At 63.9% G+C, this 19,735-nt stretch carries 13 protein-coding genes; 8 read left to right on the top strand and 5 right to left on the bottom strand.

Annotated elements, in window-relative coordinates; genetic code table 11:
* The first annotated feature begins 2 nt into the window (after positions 1 to 2).
* From H9654_RS00750 to H9654_RS00775, 6 genes are read left to right on the top strand one after another with little or no spacing between them, the layout of a single operon-like run.
* Positions 3 to 3,323, top strand: coding sequence for a phage tail tape measure C-terminal domain-containing protein (locus H9654_RS00750; protein ID WP_191768237.1), 3,321 nt, complete (start codon positions 3 to 5; stop codon positions 3,321 to 3,323).
* Positions 3,320 to 3,673 carry a hypothetical protein gene (locus H9654_RS00755; protein WP_191768239.1) on the top strand — a complete coding sequence of 118 codons (354 nt, stop codon included), beginning with the start codon at positions 3,320 to 3,322 and terminating at the stop codon, positions 3,671 to 3,673. Before H9654_RS00750 ends, H9654_RS00755 begins: the two co-directional genes overlap by 4 nt.
* Entirely contained in the window at positions 3,670 to 4,131 is a 462-nt protein-coding gene (locus H9654_RS00760; RefSeq protein WP_191768241.1) for a DUF1833 family protein, read from the top strand. The genes H9654_RS00755 and H9654_RS00760 overlap by 4 nt, the downstream gene beginning before the upstream one ends.
* Positions 4,131 to 4,526 (top strand): peptidoglycan endopeptidase, encoded by a 396-nt coding sequence (locus H9654_RS00765; RefSeq protein WP_191768243.1) that lies wholly within the window; start codon positions 4,131 to 4,133, stop codon positions 4,524 to 4,526. The genes H9654_RS00760 and H9654_RS00765 overlap by 1 nt, the downstream gene beginning before the upstream one ends.
* Positions 4,517 to 12,412 carry a host specificity factor TipJ family phage tail protein gene (locus H9654_RS00770; RefSeq protein ID WP_191768245.1) on the top strand — a complete coding sequence of 2,632 codons (7,896 nt, stop codon included), beginning with the start codon at positions 4,517 to 4,519 and terminating at the stop codon, positions 12,410 to 12,412. The genes H9654_RS00765 and H9654_RS00770 overlap by 10 nt, the downstream gene beginning before the upstream one ends.
* Positions 12,413 to 12,466: 54 nt before the next feature.
* The gene (locus H9654_RS00775; protein WP_191768247.1) at positions 12,467 to 12,922 is read left to right on the top strand and encodes a hypothetical protein; all 456 of its coding nucleotides are present in this window, start codon (positions 12,467 to 12,469) and stop codon (positions 12,920 to 12,922) included.
* 164 nt (positions 12,923 to 13,086) lie between these two features.
* Here the strand turns inward: H9654_RS00775 and H9654_RS00780 are convergent, their stop codons facing one another.
* On the bottom strand, positions 13,087 to 13,530 hold the full coding sequence (locus H9654_RS00780) for a BLUF domain-containing protein (RefSeq protein WP_191768249.1): 444 nt from the start codon (positions 13,528 to 13,530) through the stop codon (positions 13,087 to 13,089).
* 522 nt (positions 13,531 to 14,052) lie between these two features.
* Between H9654_RS00780 and H9654_RS00785 the strand changes: the two genes are divergently transcribed.
* Entirely contained in the window at positions 14,053 to 14,427 is a 375-nt protein-coding gene (locus H9654_RS00785; protein ID WP_191768251.1) for a hypothetical protein, read from the top strand.
* Positions 14,428 to 14,703: 276 nt separating this feature from the next.
* Here the strand turns inward: H9654_RS00785 and H9654_RS00790 are convergent, their stop codons facing one another.
* Positions 14,704 to 15,003 carry a hypothetical protein gene (locus H9654_RS00790; protein WP_191768253.1) on the bottom strand — a complete coding sequence of 100 codons (300 nt, stop codon included), beginning with the start codon at positions 15,001 to 15,003 and terminating at the stop codon, positions 14,704 to 14,706.
* 479 nt (positions 15,004 to 15,482) lie between these two features.
* Between H9654_RS00790 and H9654_RS00795 the strand changes: the two genes are divergently transcribed.
* The gene (locus tag H9654_RS00795) at positions 15,483 to 16,112 is read left to right on the top strand and encodes a hypothetical protein (RefSeq protein WP_191768255.1); all 630 of its coding nucleotides are present in this window, start codon (positions 15,483 to 15,485) and stop codon (positions 16,110 to 16,112) included.
* A 24-nt stretch (positions 16,113 to 16,136) separates the two neighbouring features.
* Here H9654_RS00795 and H9654_RS00800 read toward each other — a convergent pair whose 3' ends face one another.
* The 3 genes from H9654_RS00800 to H9654_RS00810 form a co-directional block, all read right to left on the bottom strand.
* Positions 16,137 to 17,294 (bottom strand): tyrosine-type recombinase/integrase, encoded by a 1,158-nt coding sequence (locus tag H9654_RS00800; protein ID WP_191768257.1) that lies wholly within the window; start codon positions 17,292 to 17,294, stop codon positions 16,137 to 16,139.
* A gap of 347 nt (positions 17,295 to 17,641) precedes the next feature.
* Positions 17,642 to 18,454 carry a hypothetical protein gene (locus tag H9654_RS00805; RefSeq protein WP_191768259.1) on the bottom strand — a complete coding sequence of 271 codons (813 nt, stop codon included), beginning with the start codon at positions 18,452 to 18,454 and terminating at the stop codon, positions 17,642 to 17,644.
* Positions 18,455 to 19,513: 1,059 nt separating this feature from the next.
* Positions 19,514 to 19,717: a hypothetical protein gene (locus H9654_RS00810; protein WP_191768261.1), complete on the bottom strand. Its 204-nt coding sequence runs from the start codon at positions 19,715 to 19,717 to the stop codon at positions 19,514 to 19,516.
* Positions 19,718 to 19,735: the final 18 nt, after the last annotated feature.

Genomic DNA, 19,735 nt, shown 5'->3' on the forward strand with positions numbered 1-19,735 from the left:
AGATGGCTGATATCGCGGAGCTTGGGTACAAGGTCGATTCCAGCGGGCTGCTGGAGGGCACCAAGGCTCTGGACGACAACGCGGCGGCCGCTGACAAGGCCGGTGGTGCTGCTGAGCGCTTGGAGAAGGACTACCAGGCGTTGGCGCGCACCATTGATCGTTCTTCCAGCGCGCTCGGCGACCGCCTCGGCGGCGCGTTGGATCGTATCGGCACTGGCACCGGTGCGGTCATCGCCGAGCTGCAGGCATTGAACCGCACCAACGTGGAGATGTTGGCCTCGCTCGGCGGGCTCGAGGGAAAGCTCGGCGGCACTGCATCGCAGCTCCAGAGCTACGGTGCCGCCGGCAAGTCCGCTGCGGCTGACACCGCGGCTGTCTCTACCGCCAGCCAGAAGCTGCAGACCGATATCGCAGCCCAGGAAGCCCGCTTCCGGTCCGTCGCGCAGCAGGCGGTGGCCTATGCCGAAAGCATGCGCGGCGCAAACGTCTCAGATAGAGCGCTGGCCGAAGCCGCTCGGGAGAGCACTTCCGCGCTCAATTCTCGCGCCATGGTGATGGCGAATGCCGGAAGTGAGCAGGAGCGGCTAGCCTCGCGAGCGAAGCTGCTGCAGGCGGCCGAGGCCCGCACTGCGGTGCAGGCGAAGGATGCGGCACGCGCTACCCAGATGCAGGAGCTGAACCTGCAGAAGCTGCTCGGTCAGATCGACCCTACCGTCGCGGCACTGAACCGTCTGGCCGATCAGGAGCAGCGCCTAGCGAAGGCTCGTGACCTCGGCCTGCTCAAGCCGCAGGTGTTCCAGCAATACCAGTCGCAGCTGGAGGGCGTGCGCGAGAAGACCCTCGCAGCATCACGCGGCAGTGATGGCCTGACCAACGCGTTCGGCAGGCTGAACATGCAGTCAGCCGAGACGCAGCGGAACCTCTCACAACTGGTGACCTACCTGGCGACGGGCAATTTCGGCATGGCGGGCAACCAGATCATGCAGTTGGGGAATCAGGCCGGTATCGCGGGGCGCCTCTTCAGCGTGGCTGGCATTGCTATCGGCGGCACGGTGGCATCGCTTGGCGCCTTCGCTGCGGTGGCCGCGATGGGGTATTTCGAGCTGCGCAAGTTGGAGGGCGGCCTGGCCGCAACCGGCAACGCCGCCGGCTTCACGGCTGGTGAGCTGATGGCGATGCGGACGGAGCTGGGGCGTGCCGCAGGCAACTACAGCGACGTGGGCGCGGCGCTCGGAGCCCTTGCGCGAGAGGGGCAGGCAAGCGGTGCGACCCTGGAGCTGATCGCGGCGTCCGCGACCAACCTGTCACTGATGACCGGGACCGCCGTAAGTGCAACCGTCAACGAGATCCAGACGCTGGCAACAGGCGGTGCTGATGCGCTGGCCAAGCTCAACGAGCGTTACAACTTCCTCACCCCGGAGGTCTACCGCCACATTGAGGCAGTCCGCGAACAGCGCGGCGACTATGCGGCAACACAGTCCGCCCTTGAGCAGTTCGACGACGTGATGCGCGACCGCGCGAACAACATGGTCGAAAGCGCCGGGATCGTGGAATCTGCATGGAAGGGCGTTGTGACGACCTTCCGTGGTGCGCTAGAAGCGGTGAAAGCCGTTGGGCGGAACGACCTCGACAGCCAGTTGAAGGATGCGCAGGATAGCCTTGAGTTCTTCCGCAATCTGCAGCGAAGCCCCATTCCAGGCGACGCCTCGAGGGGGCGCGTAGGCGAAACTGACATGCGTCAGCGCATCGCCGACCTCACGGCATGGAAAGCCGAGCTGTCGGAGGGCGCCAAGGTTCTGGAAGTCGTGCAGCGTCACAATCGTGAGGTTGTCGCTACGGAGCGCGAGGCAGCGAAAGAGCGGGCGGGAGGGGGGGAGGCACTCACCGCACGCCTCGCGGGCCTGGACCGCGAGGCCTCGAAGCTTCAGGCGCGGAACAAGATCATCGAGATGTACAACAAGCTGGCCGACAACGACGCCAGGCACTTCGATGGCTCGATGCAGCGCCTGATCGCCAAGGCTCAGGGTGACGTCGACAAGCAGTTCAACCGGAGCGAAGGCATCGGCCGAAAGAACACCGATGACGGTGCCGCCCAGAGTCTGCTGGCGAACATCCAGCGGCAGATCACCGCCAACGAGCAGTTGGCGGAGAGCGGTTCCAAGGTCACGGCCAGTGACCGGCTGGTGATCCATACGCGCCAGCTTCTGGACGACAAGACCAATACGATGACGGCCTCCACCCGGAAGCTGCTGGAAGCCTTGATTCCCACTCTGCAGGCCACGGACGCGGCCGGGCAGGCCGAGGTACAGCGGCAGCGCGGCATGCAGGCATCGATTGCGCTGACGGAGCGCCTCGCGCAGCTGGAGAAGCAGCGCCAGGAGCAGGCGCAGGTCGACCTGATGGGGTTGGGGCGCGGTGCAGACGCGACCGCGATGCTGCAGCGCCAGTTGGATATCCAGCGGCAGTATCTGGACGAGACGGAGAAGCTGGACAAGGCGCAGCGGGACAAGAGCACTGCCCTCAGCCAGGCCGATTACCAGCAGCAGCAACTGGCCCTGCAGGCGAGCCTGGAGCGCTCGCTCGGTATCGAGCGCTCCTACCAGCAGCAGCGGATGACGTTGCTCGGCGACTGGCGTACAGGGGTCACCCGGGTCTGGGAGGACTACGTCGCCTCAGCCACCAATGCGTCGGAGCAGGCGGGCACGGTCGTGAGCAATACGCTGACGGGCTGGGAGGACATGTGGGTGCGCGCGGCCAAGACCGGCAAGCTGTCTTTCAGCGACCTGGCCAACTCGGTAATCGCCGACATGGCCCGGATGGCCTCCAAGCAGGCAGCTTTGGGACTGTTCGGCAACGCACTCGGCGGCCTCTTCGGCGGTGGCGCTGGATCCTACACAGGCAACGGAACGGGCGCGGGATCCGTTGGCGGCTTTGGCAATAACGTCGGCAACTTCCTCAACTACGGCGGCGGCCGCGCGCGCGGCGGCGGCGTTCAGCGCGGATCTTTCTACGAGGTCGGTGAGTTCGGGCATCCAGAGCTGTATGAGGAAGACGGGAAGCACTACCTGATCCCGGGCAACAACGGCAGGGTGATCCCTGCCGCCCCCTCCGCCGGCGGCGCAGCCAGCGGGAGTGGGTCCTACAAGGTGGAGATCAACAACCACGGAGGCGGCCAGGTGCAGACCCGCCAGACCACGGAGCGCATGCCTGACGGCAGTGAGCTGAAGAAACTGGTTATCGACATCGTGGGCGAAAGCCTCGACGGCGGTGATCTCGGATCCCTTGGACGCAACAAGTACGGTTGGCAGGAGGCAGTCGGATGAGTGAATGGCCTAGCTATGCCACGGTGCGCTTCAGTGGACTGTCAGAGAGCTTCGATCCGTCGGTTGATCGGGTGGAGATGGAGCGCGGCGTCCCGAAGGAAAGCATCATCAACTCGGACGTGATCTTCCAGATCCAGGCAACTGTCCTGTTCAAAACGCCAGAGGACGCAGATTCCTTCGAGGCCTGGTACTTCAACGACATCAAGCGCATCGGGTGGTTCTCCATCCGGCACCCTCGGAAAGGGACCCTCACGGCGAAGATCGTCGGCGGCAACATCGGCAGTTTGTCTCCGCAGGCGCCAAGCTTCTACTTCTCCCAACGGACCATGACGCTGGAGTACCTCCGATGAGCACTTTCCTTGAGCGGCGCCAGCGCGTAACAGATACAGCTGGCACGTTGATGCTGCTGGAGGTGAGTGCCCCGTCTTTTGTCGAGACGCTGCGCATTGCCAACGACACCCGGGACTGGACCAGCAATGGCGTGCTGTTCATCGGCGTGCAGTTCGGTTTCAAGATGCCTGATGACGTGCCAGGACAGGCCCAGCGGGCTCAGCTGGTTCTGAGCAACGTGGGCAGCGCCATTACGGAGGACCTGGAGCGGCTGGCGCCAGGTGAGCTGGTCATGTGCCGCATGATCATCACCGACCGGGAGGACCCCAACTTCGTCTGGCAGGAAAGCTTCCTGCCGATGATGACGGTATCCGTCAACTCGCAGACTGCCCGGGCGAGCTGTGGGGTGGACTTCTACACCCGGCAACAGGCGGTGCGCCTGCGCTTCAACCCCCACGTGTCCCCAGGAATCTTCTGATGCGCGCGACCGACGTCGAGCAGTTCACCTGCATCCCCTACGACCCCGACACGTTCGACTGCGCCGACCTGGTGGCGAAGGTGCAGCGCGAGCTATTCGGACGGTCGGTGGAGATGCCGAGCCGCCGACCGCGCGGCCCTCGCGGGGAGGCGGAGCTGGGCGAGCTGTCCAAGCCGTATGCCAAGCCCCGCGAGGGGCCACCCCACGACGGCGACCTTGTCCTGATGTTCGATCTCGGACAGCGCAGCCCCGGCCATGCCGGGGTTTTCTTTTTTCTGGACCACGAAGGCTGGGTCCTGCACAGCAACGAGCGCAGTCGCTGCAGCGTGCTGCATCGCGCCCGCGACCTGACGGGCTTTGGCCTGCGCATCGAAGGAATATACGAATGGGTCTGATGGATAGCCCGGCCTCCAGCGGCCGCCTGATTGTCACGCCGCACCCTGTGCTAGTTGACGGCCAGCGCAACCAGCCGGCGGACCTGCTGCCTGGCGAATCGCTGTGCACGTTCCTCCACCGTCATGTGGCGGACCTTGATGCGCAGGATTGGGTAGTGCTGATCGGCGGGAAGGCAGTGCCGCGCGACATGTGGCCCTATGTCTACCCTAAGCACGGGCAGGTTATCGAAGCCCGTGGCGCGGTAGGCCGTTCTGCTGTGGCGTTGGTCGCCACCCTCGCTCTGACGTATTTCACCTTCGGTATCGGCAACTTGGCCACGTGGGGTGCCGGTGCCGCCCTCAATGGGCTCGGCTCGGCTGCGGCTGCCGGCATCTACATGGCCGGGTCAATCCTGATCAATCGCGTGCTGCAGCCGAAGCAGCCCAAGGCGGGCGCAGCTGCGCCCACGACGTATTCCATCGCAGCCGGTCGGAACCGGCCCCGCCCGTACGAGCCGCTGGGGCTGCTGATCGGCTCGATGCGCATCGCGCCCGACGTGATCAGCAACTACTACACCCATTACGAGGGCGATGATCAGTTCCTCTCGTTCGTGCTGACGCCCGGCCTCAACGTGCACAGCGTCGAGGCCCTGTACAACGGTGATGCGCTGCTTGCCTCTTACGACGGCGTGCGCGTGTGGCACAACGGCTTCCCTGGCATGCCCAGTGCGGAGATCCCGCTGTACAGCAATGCCGACGTTGTCGACGGCGGCACCTTGCTGGACACCAGCAACGACCCCAAGCACCAGCCGAGCGCGTGGGTGCAGCGCACCAGCTCCGCCGGCACCATCCGCTTGATGGTGGGCGTCGAGTTCCAGATCTGGGACCGGTCCACGAAGGGCAAAGACAAGCAGAACAGCGACCAGATCCAGATCCAGTACCGCGCTGCCGGCACGGCCAACTGGCAGGTGTTCGGCAACTACAACGTTCGCGGCACCAACAACAAGAGCCAGCGTGCCAGCTATGCGATCGACGTGCCCGAGGGGCAGTACGACGTGCGCGTGCGCGTGGCCGGCAACAACACCGACGGCTCGGGTGCTGAAGCGTCGTTCGTCTGGACCACGCTGACCAGCGTCCAGCGCGACACGGCAAGCTATGCGGGCATCCCGCGCATCGGCATCCGGATGCAGGCCAACGGCCAACTCAACGGCGCACCGGACGAGATCCGTTGCGTTGCCCATTCCATGCCTATCTCGGTCTGGACTGGCTCGGAGTGGGTCACTCAGCGCACCAGCAACCCGGGTGCATGGATCCTCGCCTACGCACGCGGCATCTACGCGCCAAACGGCGACCTGGTCGCGGGTATGGCGATGCCGGAGCGGCAGATCGACATTGAGGGCCTTAAGGCCTTCATGCTCCACTGCGCCGCGAACGGCTTCACCTACGACAACTTGATCACCGATGTCCGCAACCATCAGCAGGTTCTGGACGTGCTTGCCCTTGCAGGCTTCGGGCAGATCAGCTGGCCGCGCGGACGGCTGTCCGTTGGTTGGGCTGCCGATGAGCAGCCGCTGTCGGGCGTGGTCAACATGGCCACGATCAAGAAAGGCGCCTTCCAGGTCGATTACACACTGACCAACGGCGCCGACGGGATTGAGTACACCTACCTCGACAGCACCACGTGGGAGGCCAAGACCCTCCGCGTGCCGGCGCCGGGTGTCACCACGATGCTCAATCCTGCCCAGGTGACAGGCGAAGGCGTGACCACCGAGGCCCATGCGGTGATGTTGGCCCGCTGGCACCTGGCGCAGAGCCTGTACCAGTACAAGGCGATCAGCTACAGCACCGATATCGAGCACCTGTCGTACAGCCGCATGTCCATGCTGGCCCTGCAGCACGACATGACGCAGTGGGGTTACGGCGGCCGGGTGCGCGGCGCTACCCTCTCCGGCGGCCGCGTGCGTCTGCTCCTCGATGAGCCCGTGCCCGCACCCGCGCAAGGCAATGCCTACGTGGGCGTGCGCATCCCGGGCGAGCGCGTGTACCGGGTGCTGGCCGTGCAGCCCTTCGCGGGCACCAGCGCCTCCGTGGTCGTGGACTGGCCATCCGATGCCCACCTGCCCGGCACGCGTTTCCAGCGGCCCAATGGCACGTGGGAAGAGAACCCGGCCTGGGACACGCTGTGGATCTACGACTTCAAGCAGACCCCGGGCCTGCGCGTGCGCGTGACCAGCATCCGCCCCGAGAGCGACCTCAAGGGCGCTGCGGTCGAAGTGGTGGCCGAGAGCCCGCAGTTCTGGCAGTACGTGAAGACCGGCGAGTACGTGCGGGATCCCAATGAATCCCTGCTGCAGACCCGGCCGGTGGCCAGCGACCTGAAGATCACCGAGCGCCAGGTGGTGCAGGGCGACACCGAGTACACCGAGCTGCAGGCCAGCTTCGCCATCACCGGCCCGGTGGGCGACACCGTGGTGCTTTCCGACCTGGACGGCAACGCGGCGCTCGAGGAAGTGGCCAGGACCGTCACCCGCACCGCGACGTGGCGGATTCCGGGCGCTGGCACCTACCCGGTCACCGTGCGTCCCTACAGCCCGGACGGCAATGCGGGTGTGGCTGCCTCGGTCATCTATACCACCCGGGGCGCCGACGCCCCGCCGGTGCTGGTAGACATCTTCGACGTGGAGCAGCTGAGCGGCGGCGTGCGCCGCTATACCTGGGGCTTCTTCAGCGGCACCATCCAGTCGGCCAACTTTGCCGGCGTGGAGATCCGCTACATCGCCGGCACGCACGCGGCACCGGCGTGGGATGAAATGACCCCGCTGGGCGACGACGGCTATCACGCGTCTGCCTTCGAGGCTGTCCTGCCGCCGGCGGGCGAGTGGACCTTCGCCTGCCGGTCGCGCAACACCGCTGGCACCTTGTCCACCGGCATGCAGGTGCTGGCCAAGACCCTGCCGGCGAACCTGGGCGAGGTCATCGGCGGTATCGAAGACTCGCTTGAGGAGCAGATCCAGAAGCAGGTCGAGCAGCAGCAGCAGATCGACCGCGATCGCGCTGACAGCATTGCGCGTGACGCCGCTGAGGCTGCTGAGCGGGCGGCTGCCTTCGCGCAAGCGCAGGTCAACCTGGTCAACGAATCGGCCCTACGCCTGGCCGACGTGCAGAGCGTCCGGGACCGGGTGGTCGCCGTGGCCGAGGACGTGGCCGAAGAAGAGGCCGCCCGCATCCAGGCGATGCTCAACGCGAAGCTGGAATGGAAGGCCGATATCGCGGTGGAGACCACTGCGCGACAGAGCGACGTGGAGTCGCTGGCCCGGCAGGTGTCGTCGGTCGCCGCCGGCAGCGGCACGCAGTTCGACAGCAAGCAGGTCTGGTACTTCGACACCACCGTGGAGGGCTGGACCGGCAACGGCACGCCGACCATCGTGGACGGCTGGCTGCGGCCGGCCAACCAGGCCAGCAATCCGCACATCACCTCGCCGGCGGCGCTGGCGGTGGACGGCGCGGCGTACCGCTTCATCAAGATGCGCCTGCAGCGCGTCGGGACCCCGACGTGGCGCGGCTTGGTTCAGTGGATCACCAACGCGGACACCACCTGGAACACCGCCAAGTCGGTGACCATCCCGGCGCCGAACTTCGACGCCAACGGCATGGCCACCTTCGACGTGGACAACGTGCCGTGGAATGGGGCCTCGCCCATCAGGCAGATCCGGCTGTCGCTGGCCAGCAACCAGACGGCGACCGCCTACCTGCTGTTCGATTACATCGCCATCGGCCGCCCGACGCCCGGCGCCAGCGTTGCGCTGGTCCAGCAGGAGACCTTGGCGCGCCAGACCGCTGACGCCACCGAGGCGACCCAGCGCAACACCCTGGCGGTGCAGCTGCGCGGCGACTACGCCGGCAGCGACGCGGCTGCAGCGCAAGGCCTGATCGGTCAGGTGAACTCGGCGCGGATCGAGGGCGACCGGATCATCACCGAGCGCACCAGCCTCATCGAAGGGCGCCTGCCGGCCGGCAACGGCCAGGTGGCCAGCCAGGCTGCGGTCGCTGCGGTCGATCAGGCCAGCGTTGATCGGGACAATGCCAACGCGCTGTCGATCAACAACGTCAAAAGCGGCCTGGACGGCGTGCTGCGCAGCTTCAATGCCATCCCCAATGGCGCATTCGACGTTGACACTTCCAGCTGGGCGGCTTCCGGCTCGGGGAGCAGCTTCAGTTGGGACCCGCTGGAGAAGGCGCTGCGCTCCGGCGCAGGGTCTATTCGGGTGGCGAACACGACGCCGATCACCATCAACCCCGGCGACGCGATCACGGTCAATTTCAGAACCAAGAGCAGCGAGGACATTACAGGTACGGATTCGGTCACCGTCGGGTTCATTCCCAGCCTGGGGAACCCGACTGGGTGGGTGCAAAGCTGGTCGAACTGGATCAATGCGGTCGGCGGCGCGTGGGGATCGCGGTCCTACACCTGGACCGTGCCCAGCACCTTCAACCCGCAGCAGCTCTACCTGCGCTTTGCCGCCGGCAGCATCCGTCCGCTCACCAGCGCCTATGTGCTGATCGATGACGTGGTGGTGCAGACGCCAGGCAGCATCGGCGACCTGCAGACCCGGGTTGCGGCCAATGCCCAGTCCACCGCCGCGCTCACCACGGAGGTGACCAACGTAAAAGGCCAGGTGACGGCCCAGGGCGCGGCGCTGACCCAGACCCAGCAGGAGGTGGCGGGCAAGGCGTCCAACGCGGCCCTGCAGAGCCTGACCGGGCGTGTGGACGTCCACGACGGCCAGATCAGCGCCCAGGGCGCGGCGATGACCGCTGTGCAGTCGCAGCTGGGCAACATCGGCGGTGACAACCTGATCGGTAACAGCAGCTGGGATGTTGATGCCGTCGGCTGGTCGAATTCCAGCACCGGTCAGGGCGCGGGTCTCATCAATCAGTCGCTGGTGGACTCGGCGTTGCCAAACAGCACCAAGGCTTGGCGCTGGAATATGAGCAACTGGCCGGTAGCAGGTTATCGCGAAGCCATTTCAAACAGCGCCGTGCGCGTGCTGCGTATCGAAGGCGGAAAGAAGCACACAATGTCGGTGTACATTCGTGGCACCGCAGGACCGCGCGTGTTCCTGCAGTTGCGCTGGTATGACGCGGCAGGCGCCACCATCCGCTATAGCTCCACCCCAGTGGGCGCGCCGTTCGTTGTCACCGAATCGTGGGATCGCAAAGTCTTCGTGTTTGACGCCCCGGCCGATGCTGTATCGGCGAACACTTACATCCGCATCTACGGTGCCAACACGGTTGACCAGTGGGTTGAACTGGACAACGTGCAGATCCAAGTCGGCGAAGTGGCCACGGGCTACGCGCCATCGGCGGGCGAGCTCAGTAGTGGACTGGCCGCCAATGCGGCCGCCACCAGCGGCCTCTCCACGAAGGTCACCAGCCTGGAGGGTGCCGTTACCGCTCAGGGAACCTCGATCTCCAATGTGCAGGTGGACCTTGCCGCGGCGAACGTGAATCTGGATCGCGCGTTGCGCTCCGGCAGCAACATGGTCGTGGACGGCAGCTTCGAGCTGCGCCCGGTCGGCACGGTGATCCACTCCTGGGCCGTCAGCGTGGCCGGCGGCCGCACCGGCGCCAACGCACTGCAGCTGAGCTTCGCGTCAAATGTTCGCAGTACGCAGATCCAGGTCTTCGAAGTTCAGCCTGACCGCGTTTACTACTGCGAAGCGTGGGTCAAGCGGGTTGGTCCGGCTGCGGGCAATATCCAGCTGCGTTTCCAGCTGAGCGACAACGGCGCGTTGCAGACCTACCCGAACTTCCAGTCGTTGAACCTCAGTTCCATTTCTGAAACTGAGTGGACGAAGATCAGCGGCTACGTGCGGGTGGCAGCAGGGAAGAACCGCGCGGTCCTGCAGCTGAACAGTGCAGCCGCTACCACGTCAGCCACGCAGCTGCTGTGGGATGACTTCGTGCTGATGGACGTGACCGAGGCCTACAACGCTCAGCAGACGGCCACGGCGGCGGCGCAAGCTACCAGCACGCTCGACGGCAAGGTCACGCTGATCGATGGCGTCGTCACCGCGCAGGGCCAGGCCATTACCACGGTCAGTGCCGCTGCCGGCGCCGCCGACGCGAAGGCCGGCACAGCTCAGGCCGCAGCCCAGGCTGCAGCCGACGCGGCTGGGGCGAAGGGCAAGGTGCTGTATCAGTCGGCCGCGCCGGCGGCGGCGGATCGGCTGACGCAGAACCTGTGGATCGACACGACGGGCAATGCCAATACGCCCAAGCGCTGGAACGGCTCAGCGTGGGTTGCGGTGACGGACAAGGCCGCTACCGACGCGGCTGCTGCCGCAGCCGCTGCTCGATCGGTCGCCGACGCCACGGCCAGTGGGCTGTCGGCCACCAACGCGTGGGTACAGGCCGCTGACGGCGTGCTCAACGCGCACACGACGCAGATCAATCAGGCGCAGGCGGCTATCGCAGGCAAGGCCAATGCGTCGGCTGTCATCGAACTGGACGCCAAGGTCACCGCGAACATTACGGGCGGTGGCAACCTGTTGACCAACGCGTCTTTCTCCGAAGCCGGGCGCAAGCCGTGGGGCTTCCTGTGGAACGACAACGGCTTCTATCAGGAAATCGAAAAGAACTATCTTGACCCCGGGTTCTGGCCCAAGGGAATGAACAGCTTGGGATTCCGTGGCCCGGGTTTCCCGCCCGCAGGCCAGAGCCGCTTCGGGCTGGTGGCGAACGAAAATGTGATTGCCGCACAACCGGGCAAGCGCTACATCGCATCGGTGTACTTGAATGGCCATCGCTGCGCTACGTGCTGCTATCTCGCGTTCTATGACAATGCGGGCAACAACGTGGGCGAGTGGACCGACCCTGAGCGAGTCGGTTACTCACTGGGCGGCAGCCCGTCGTTGGCCGAAATGCCGCGCCAGTTCGTGTCACAGATCGCACCACCGACCACGCGCACCGTCCGCATGGGCTGGCGTGCCCGGGCTCACGCGGACTTCGGTGGCGATCCGTACTTGTGGGCTGTTCGCCCGATGTTGGAACAGGTTCCCGACAATCAGACCCAGCCGTCACCTTGGTCCGCTGGCGGTTCGGAGGACCATGCAAGCATCAACCTGATGACCGACGTGAACGGCAACGTCAGCGGCATGCAGGTGAAGAACAGCGGCACGACCAGCGAAATCAACTTTCTGGCAGATGTGCTGAACGTACTGGGCTCGGGCGGAATCGATGGCTTCGAGATGACCAAGGGCCGTATCCGCGCATGGTCCGGAAACTTCCAGGCAATCATCGGTGCGCCCTTCGGGCCTGATGGCTTGATGCTGTATTTCGGGCCGAACGTCGGAGTCGGCAATGCCAGCAAAGCCATCGCCACGATCTGGTTTGACCGTTTTGGCAATGCCTACTGGGGTGGTGCTATCGCCGCCGGTGCGCTGAAGAACGCGTTCCAGTCCACCAGCATCCAGACCGTGGGCAACTCCGTCACGGTGGGGCCATTCGATACCAATGGCCGCAACAAGAACGTGGTGGTCAGCTTCCAGCGCAACATCAGCCGCACAAAGTGGGCAGGTGGAAACACCGGTTTTGTCGTCGGCGGCGGATCCAACTATGCGGTGATCCAGGTCTTCCGCCAGGTCGAGGGCCAAGCAGAAACACTATGGACCCAGTTCACGGTCGGCGGCGACGTGAACATCTTCAACCAGAACGATGGCAGTGACAGCGCTGAGTCGTACTGGAATGGGGCCTACACGCTCAACGACCAGGCTGACGGCACCGCTCGCCGTACCTACCGGGCAGTGGTCGCCGACTACGGCGAACGGACCGTTACCCACCAGTCGGGCTCCTTCGATACGCAGAACGTTTCGCAGAGCCTGTCGCTGGTCTCCATCGAGCAGTAACGCTGCAGGGCCGCCGGCGCATGCGCGGCCCATCCTTTCCAAGAGGTGGTACACATGAATTTCGATACCGTATTGAACCTCCGCACCGAGAGCGCTGGCCAGCGTGGCGTGGTCATTCTGCAGTTCGTCCCGCAGCAGGCCATCGGCACGCAGCAGCTCACCCTCTCCACTGCACCCGCGACCGCCGCAGCCATGGAGGTCGGCGCCCGCTACAACTGGACAGCCGTGAAGGTTGAACCAGGTGATGGCGGCACCGGCGGCGCGTCGACCGCCATGAGCTTCGCGGCCACGTTGAACCAGCGTACCGAGTCCGCGAGTCAGGCTGGCGTGGCCACCCTGCAGTTCCTGCCGGAGGCCAGTATCGGGGCGCCCCAGCTGACCATGACGGTGCCGCTGGCCGTGTCTTCGCCGCTCGAGGTCGGCTCCACCTACCGCTTTGAGGCGGTCAAGGTCGAGGAGCCGACCGACCAGGCACAGGCGCCGGTTGGTCCAGTCGAAGAGGCTGGGTAAGTCGCTGCACAACGAACGGGTTAGAAATGGGTGCGTGCTGGAGGCGGCGCGAAGCTTTACCCCTCTCGAGCTTAGCGTGTGACGTGGAGCAAGCTGAATACCTGTGCTAGCCGCGCCCGTGCTCCGGCCGCTCGCTCGTGTCTCTAAATATGCACGTCGTGGCGTCAGGCGGCGTCGCGATGCCTGCGAATCAAGTACATAAGCTTGTCAATTCCGGTAGCGCCAGTGGGCGTTTCAAGCAAATCATCCCAGTTGGCTTCCGCCAAGCTCGAAAGCTCCAACCCTTCTGCTGGAACAAACTCCATAGACCAATAAGGAATCAGCCGACTCTGGATGCGCCGCGAAACCAACGCTTCGATCTCCGCGTGAGCACGCGCACCAGCGATCCTACCCATGACAGCGTCTAAACCGTCTTGAGGCCCCTCGATGTATTGAAAGAAGTACTGCCCATCAAACAGCAGCACGCCGGTGACGCCGGCGGTTTGATTGAACATGGAAGACTGCCGTGCGATCCGCGTCAGCCCGATGTCATCTAAGGGTTCACGCGCCCTGCTCATGTAGGCGTACGCCTGCAACATTTTCCGCACCGTATGGAGATAGCGGCTCATGCTACCCTTGCGCCGCGTCGGGGTGCATGAACGATTCAGTTTCGTCCTTCGGTCCATCACTTCTTCTCACGCTTTCCAAGAATTGACTTCTCTAACCTCCTACGCGGGTATCTAGCAGTTAAGGACGGGAAGTGGATAGCAAGAAGGGCTCCGAGAACCTCAAAAGCTTCAACACTGGCCGCTTTCAGATAGTTGACGTGCAGCATTCCAGTGGCGCGGGTCATCGACAACCAAGGTTATCCGCTGTGATTGCCAAGTGTGGGGCGTGTAATGCGGAGTTTACCGCTATGGAAGAGGGCAGCTTGACTGCAATTTCCGGAGGAGCGGTTCTTAGCTGTCCAAGTTGTGGGCAGCGACAAGCGCTCGGAAAGAGTGTGTTCGACTGAATTTCTCGACGCACTGAAGTGACCTGCGTCGAGCGCCGAGACAGGAGCGGCTTGGACGGTCACCGTTAGCCAAGTCTGCGATCTTCAAGCGGCGCGTATCGGGCTGCGAGACTGGGCAGGCCTATGCTCCCGTCCCATGAACGCCGACACACAGACCCTGATCCCCATGCCCGATGGCTTCTGCTGGAAGCCACGCTGCCACTTGGACACGCTGCCGACGGGGTTATTCCTGCACGGGGTGCAGGTGGCCTCGATGCAGCAGAGGGTCGACGGTTCATGGCTGGCCAGGCTGAGTCCCGAGGATGGGATGCATGCGCCGCTGCTGCTCAAGCCGTGCAGCTCCTTTGATGCCGGCCGGCGCGGGTGCGAGCTGTGGGCTCTACGCCACGAGCAGCTGCTGCGGCGGAAGGTGGCGAAGAAGCTGCAGTGGATCCAGGACCACGTCGTGCTGCGGGGTAGGGGGAAGCAACTGGACCCGGGCGACGTGCTGGGGCGGTCGGCGTCTCGTTAATGCGTCCTGCAGCTGGGCAGGAACCGTACGGCCGAGAGCGGCTGCGAGGCGTTGCATGAGATGCAGGCGACGGTGATGCACCGTCCCGCCGTGCTCCGTTCAACCTGCCGCTGCCCGCAGCCGGTGCAGTAGAGAGAGAACGCCAGCGTTCCGTTTGCGGCGACTTCGGACGTATCGACGGCTTCTACGCAGAAAAATGGGGACGTGCTCATCCGGTGTCAGGCAGGCCAAGGGTGAGATTTTCTACCAAGCCCGCCGTGAAGCCGGCGCAGTGGGCTATGCAGGCTGGTCACCACTGGTTCTGCGCGCGGCGCCATCGATGTGGTCCGATAGCCCGGCCAGCGCTTGCTGGAACGCCGCATCAAAGAGCGGGGCGCCGGTCGCGCCGGCTCCATGGACGTCGGCAAGCTCTGGCAACACATGCGACCACAACTCTGCCAGGGCCGCCGGAGCGGGGTGGGCGGCGACGACAGCGTGCAGGCCGTACTCCAGCGCCTTGATGTACCCACGAGCTGCCTGCAGCTCGAGTTCGCACGCTTCCAGGCGCTGGAGGATCTCGGACGCGGACTGGTCCATGGGGCGGCTCGCTGCATCGGGGGGTGTCCATTCTACGGCTGCAGTCAGCTGCCGTTGCCTGCGTATCGGCTCCTGCGACGCGGCGGCCGGACACTGGGCCCATGACGAGAGAGCACGCGGGTAAGGCGCGCTGGGCGCGCGGCAAGGCCGAGGACCTGCACAGGCAGGCCCGGGAACTGGAGCAGGACCGGAGCGGCGATTGGCAGGCCATGGCTCGACGGCGGCGAGGCGCTGCGCGTCTGCGGCGGGAGGCCGACAGGTTCGACTCCATGGCGGCTCGATGGCGTGACCCCAAACTGACCCCAGTCGCCTGATAAGTCATTGATTGCACTAGACCACCAATGATCGCGACTGAGCGCCTTAGTCGTTGTTTTTGTTGATGTTCCCCAACCTTGACATGGTAGTGCCCCGCCCGCGTTGGACAACCCAGCGTTCGCCCGCTATACCACCACTTAACTTCTGATAGTGATGGCGCAAGGATGGCGGATTCGGCATGGGTGGGAATCATCGGCATAGTGAGCACTGGTGCTGTAGGCGTAGCCGGTGCGTACTTCGCGTACAAGGCTCAGCGAACGCCGCTTCGTCAGGCGCTTTACGAGCGACAGTTGAATGTCCTATCAGACTTCTCGGTCCTAGCAACCCGGGCCTGCAAGCTTGCCGCACTGCTGACAGATGCTTCTAAACTTGAGGAGCCCGAGCTGAGAGCGGTTGGCTCGGCGTGGGATGAGGTGCAGGAGCAGATGCTGGAGGTGGTTCAGCGCGGCAGCATCATCCTTCCAAGCACGGTGTATGGCGCAGTCACGCAAGTCCGCTTTATGGCCGACAGGTTCGGCGAGGCGTTCGATGAAGGCGTGAACGTGGGCAAGGCGTACTACGAGCTGACGGGAGCCGTCACGCAGGCAGGAATGGTCTCGAGAATGCTTGCGGGGGCGGATGCGCTCAGCACCGAATCATTGAGCCTGCACAGTCGAAACGGCTACGGCGCCTTCGCGGACGTGGGGGTGCAAAGCATGGCACGCCTATCAAGATTCTTCTGGGGTGAGCGGCGGCGAAAAGAGCGGCCTTCGGAAAAGGTCACCGATTCAGAGATAGCCCAGCCGCCGGAGTAGGGCGTCCGCGATCCAAGGCGGATTTCATTGCCTCTCCAGTCCACTGCAGAACAATGCCCAGGCTCGCATTAGAGCTCGTCGTTTCTCGATCAGAGCCCCTCGACGATAGGCCGCTTCCGTTTTGTCACGGATCGCATGGGCAAGGGCCATCTCAGCAACATCCCGAGGGAAATCGGTCTGCTCTGCCGCCCAGTCCCGGAAGCTGGATCGGAAGCCGTGGACGGTGAAGGGTAGGCCGAATCCTTTCGGCGCTGGCTTCTGGAGCAGGTAGAGCATCGCGTTTTCGGAGAGCGCGAAGGGAGGCGCGGAGCGGGGCAGGCCTGCGAGGATTGCTGCTGCCGCTGGCGTCAGTGGCACGACATGTTCGCGTCCCCCTTTCATTCGTGACGCGGGCACGGTCCAAAGCATCGCCTCCAAGTCGAATTCAGCCCACGTGGACCCGGTGACCTCCTCGGTGCGCGCCGCCGTGAGGATGGTGAAGCGGAGCGCCCGCCGCGACTTCGCATCGCGCTCCGGCAGCCTGGCCATGAAGGCCGGCACATCCACAAACGGCATGGCCGCATGGTGCCGCTTCGGCTTGACCTTGCTTGGCTTCGGCAGGAGGTTCTCCAGGTGCCCACGCCAGCGCGCTGGGTTGTCCCCATCGCGCAGCCCGTGGACCTTCGCCCAGTCCAGCACGCGCTCGATGCGGCCCCGCACGCGGGTTGCGGTCTCCGTCTTCGTAGACCAGATCGGTCTCAGGCATGCCATCACCAGGCTGGTGTCGACCTGAGCGATGGACAGCGATTCGGGTGGGCCGTAGTCCCTGAGCGACTGGGCCCACTGGTCGGCCTGGGCATTGTTCTTCCAGCCAGCGCGGTGCGCATCAATGTAAGCCTCTGCGGCCTGGCCGAAGGTGGACCCTGCGCTCCGAGCTGCCCGGCGGGCGTCGATGGGATCCTGGCCGCCGGCGAGGTGCTTGCGATGCTCCAGCGCTGCGGCGCGCGCTTCCTGCAGGCTGACCACCTGAGTGGAACCCAAACCCATCTCTCGTAGCCGGCCATCGCGGCGGAAGCGCAGCACCCACGACTTCGAACCTGTCGGCTTCACCAACAGGTATAGGCCACCGCCGTCGGCGTGATAGCCTTGCTTCGTCAGGGTCTGGATTGCTCTGGCGCTGAGCCGATTGATCGGGCGCGCCATTAAAACCGTCCCATACTTTGTCCCATACTTCCGGGTGCGATTGAGTGAGACGGCATGGTATGGGTGTGGAGTCGCACAGACTGATACGCCTAGCTATTGAGCCAACATGAGGCGCAGTGAGACGGCGCAATCGGCCACTCTCTCCGCCAGATACACAAGACGCCCCGAAAGGGGCGTTTTGCGTATCTGGCGGAGAGAGTGGGCTGGCAGAAGCCGCGCGGGTTCGACGGATTCGCCTGGAGCGAATCCGGACAGCGTGGGTCAGCACCCGTCAGAGGGGAGTAGTGATGCCCCGTGCGGCTTCAGAACGCAAGTGAGGCCACGTGACTCGGTGACCTTCAGCCGCCCTACAATTTCGGTCGGCCGCGCAGCTCGACATCTGAACTACTCACAACGCGAACGGCCTTCAAATTGTGATCGTAGATCGCATATCGCGTGGGGCTGCTGGCAATCATTACGCCATACGCGATGCGCTCGCCGCCCTCCCAAAGCTCGTCGAATTCATCATCCGCTACCGATTGAAGCGCAGCCTTGTGCAGTGCCGCGCGTTCCTTTCCTGACCTCTCTCCAATGATGCCGGGCAGCGCGGAAAGCAGAAGCACGCAGGTAAAGACGGTGATCATCAGGTAAATTGCCGCCGCCGACAGCGCCATTGATCTCGATATGAGCTTCAGCCAACCTGGAAGTGCTGCGATGCATCGAGTCGACCATTGAGGAGGCTCGCGGCTAGGCAAGCGCAGCAGTAAAAAGCCGACGGCGAGCATGACGAAAACCACGGCGCCCAAGCCCCAAGGTATGGCGGAAAACACCCCAAGCCCTTGCAGAATGACGGCGTAATACCCGTTTACGATTTTCCAATCAGCGCTGCGTTCGAACACGCCGTCGCCGATACCCCACTGCCTTAGGTATGTGACATCCTCCACATGACCGCAGCCATGGAAAACAAAGCCGATGATAGTCGCTAGAGCCGCCATGGCACCGATAAGAGTAAAAAGTCGGGCTAGGCGACTGGACGGTGTGGTATGCGTTGGGATCACAATATTTGCTTCGCATTTTTCAGAGTTGAGGTCCCACGGCGCGCAGCAGTGGAGAGGAGAAATGTTGATGATGGCAGCTTGATTTGTTTCACCTTGGTGGAATTGTGCTCCCGCCTCGTACAACTAATGCGAGAGGACAATCGACGACGAAGGTCCGGTTCGGCGGCACAGTCTTCCACCGCTGCTCATGTCATCTGCTGGAACTCAGTACCGAGACCGATAGTCCCTGATCATTTCGGCGGTAACATCCTCCGGATAGCAAACGGGCGAGTATCCGCGGCCGCGACTGTAAGAGCTCCGTTTCCCACAGCGACTACCATTCGCGGCGGTGTTGAAGGGGCAGGGGCAGTTGCCTGGCGTGGATGCTATGGACTGCTGGATCAAGGCTGTCCTGATCTGAGCATCTGTAGGCGGCGTGACGGACGGCTTCGCCGCTGCCGTGGGAGCAAAGGCGAGCGCGGCGATTAGCAGTTTGGTACTGAGCTTCATGGCTGGGTCCTTCCAAGTGCCAATGATCTTGGCGAGGAGGCCATGCAAAAGTCGTGCCAGATGACGTGCTCGATAAGCGGCCAAGGATCAGTTGCGAAACAATTTGGTAGCAGTTCCGCAGAAGCCCTCCTGAATCGTTTAGCTCACCACATGGCCCAGACTGGAACGGGAAGGCCCTTGACCAAGCCAAGCCCCAGTTACACCCTGCCCCCTTCCCATCACTCGTGGCAACCTCAAACCCGCACGCTCACCTACCCCGCAAGCGCCCCCATGGAGACCTTGATGCCTCCCGACGGCTGCCATCCCATCGTTCAAGGACGGCTATGGAGAGCCACCGATCCTGACCTGAATGAACGACGCGGAGACGAGTTTGTCCATGCGCTGATGGATGCACCTCGGACCGTCAAGGTGGACAAGGCCTCTGCAGATGAGGAGGCACTTGCAGCTGCGCGGCAGGCAATAAACGCCCCCAAGGTGTGACCCGGCGAACGGGGCTCCGTGTAAATGGACCGATGGTTACCCCGACCTCAACCGGCGCATGAGCAGCAACACACCGTAAACTGGCTGGTTCAAGAGTGAGGGCAGCCGCGCAGTTGGCGGCGACAAAGATTCCACCACCAACGGACTTTGAACCCGCCCGCGACTCAAGTCGGAGGACGCCGAGGATGCCGTCGTTACAAAGAGACGGTGTCATCATTCCTTGAACCCCGGCGGCAGCTCCAGCCCATGCCCGCTAAGCATGGTCTGCATCAACACCCGCACCTGCTCCTTCTCCGTGTGCCCGCACTGGTCCAGAATCTCTTCCGCCAGCACCTCAAATTGCGGCCAGAACTGCGCCGGATGGCGCACGCGCGCCACCCAGTGGTGCAGCATTTCCGCCAGCGCATCAAGCTGCACCTGTATTTCTGGCCGCAC

Source organism: Stenotrophomonas lacuserhaii (assembly GCF_014836545.1).
GTDB lineage: Bacteria > Pseudomonadota > Gammaproteobacteria > Xanthomonadales > Xanthomonadaceae > Stenotrophomonas > Stenotrophomonas lacuserhaii.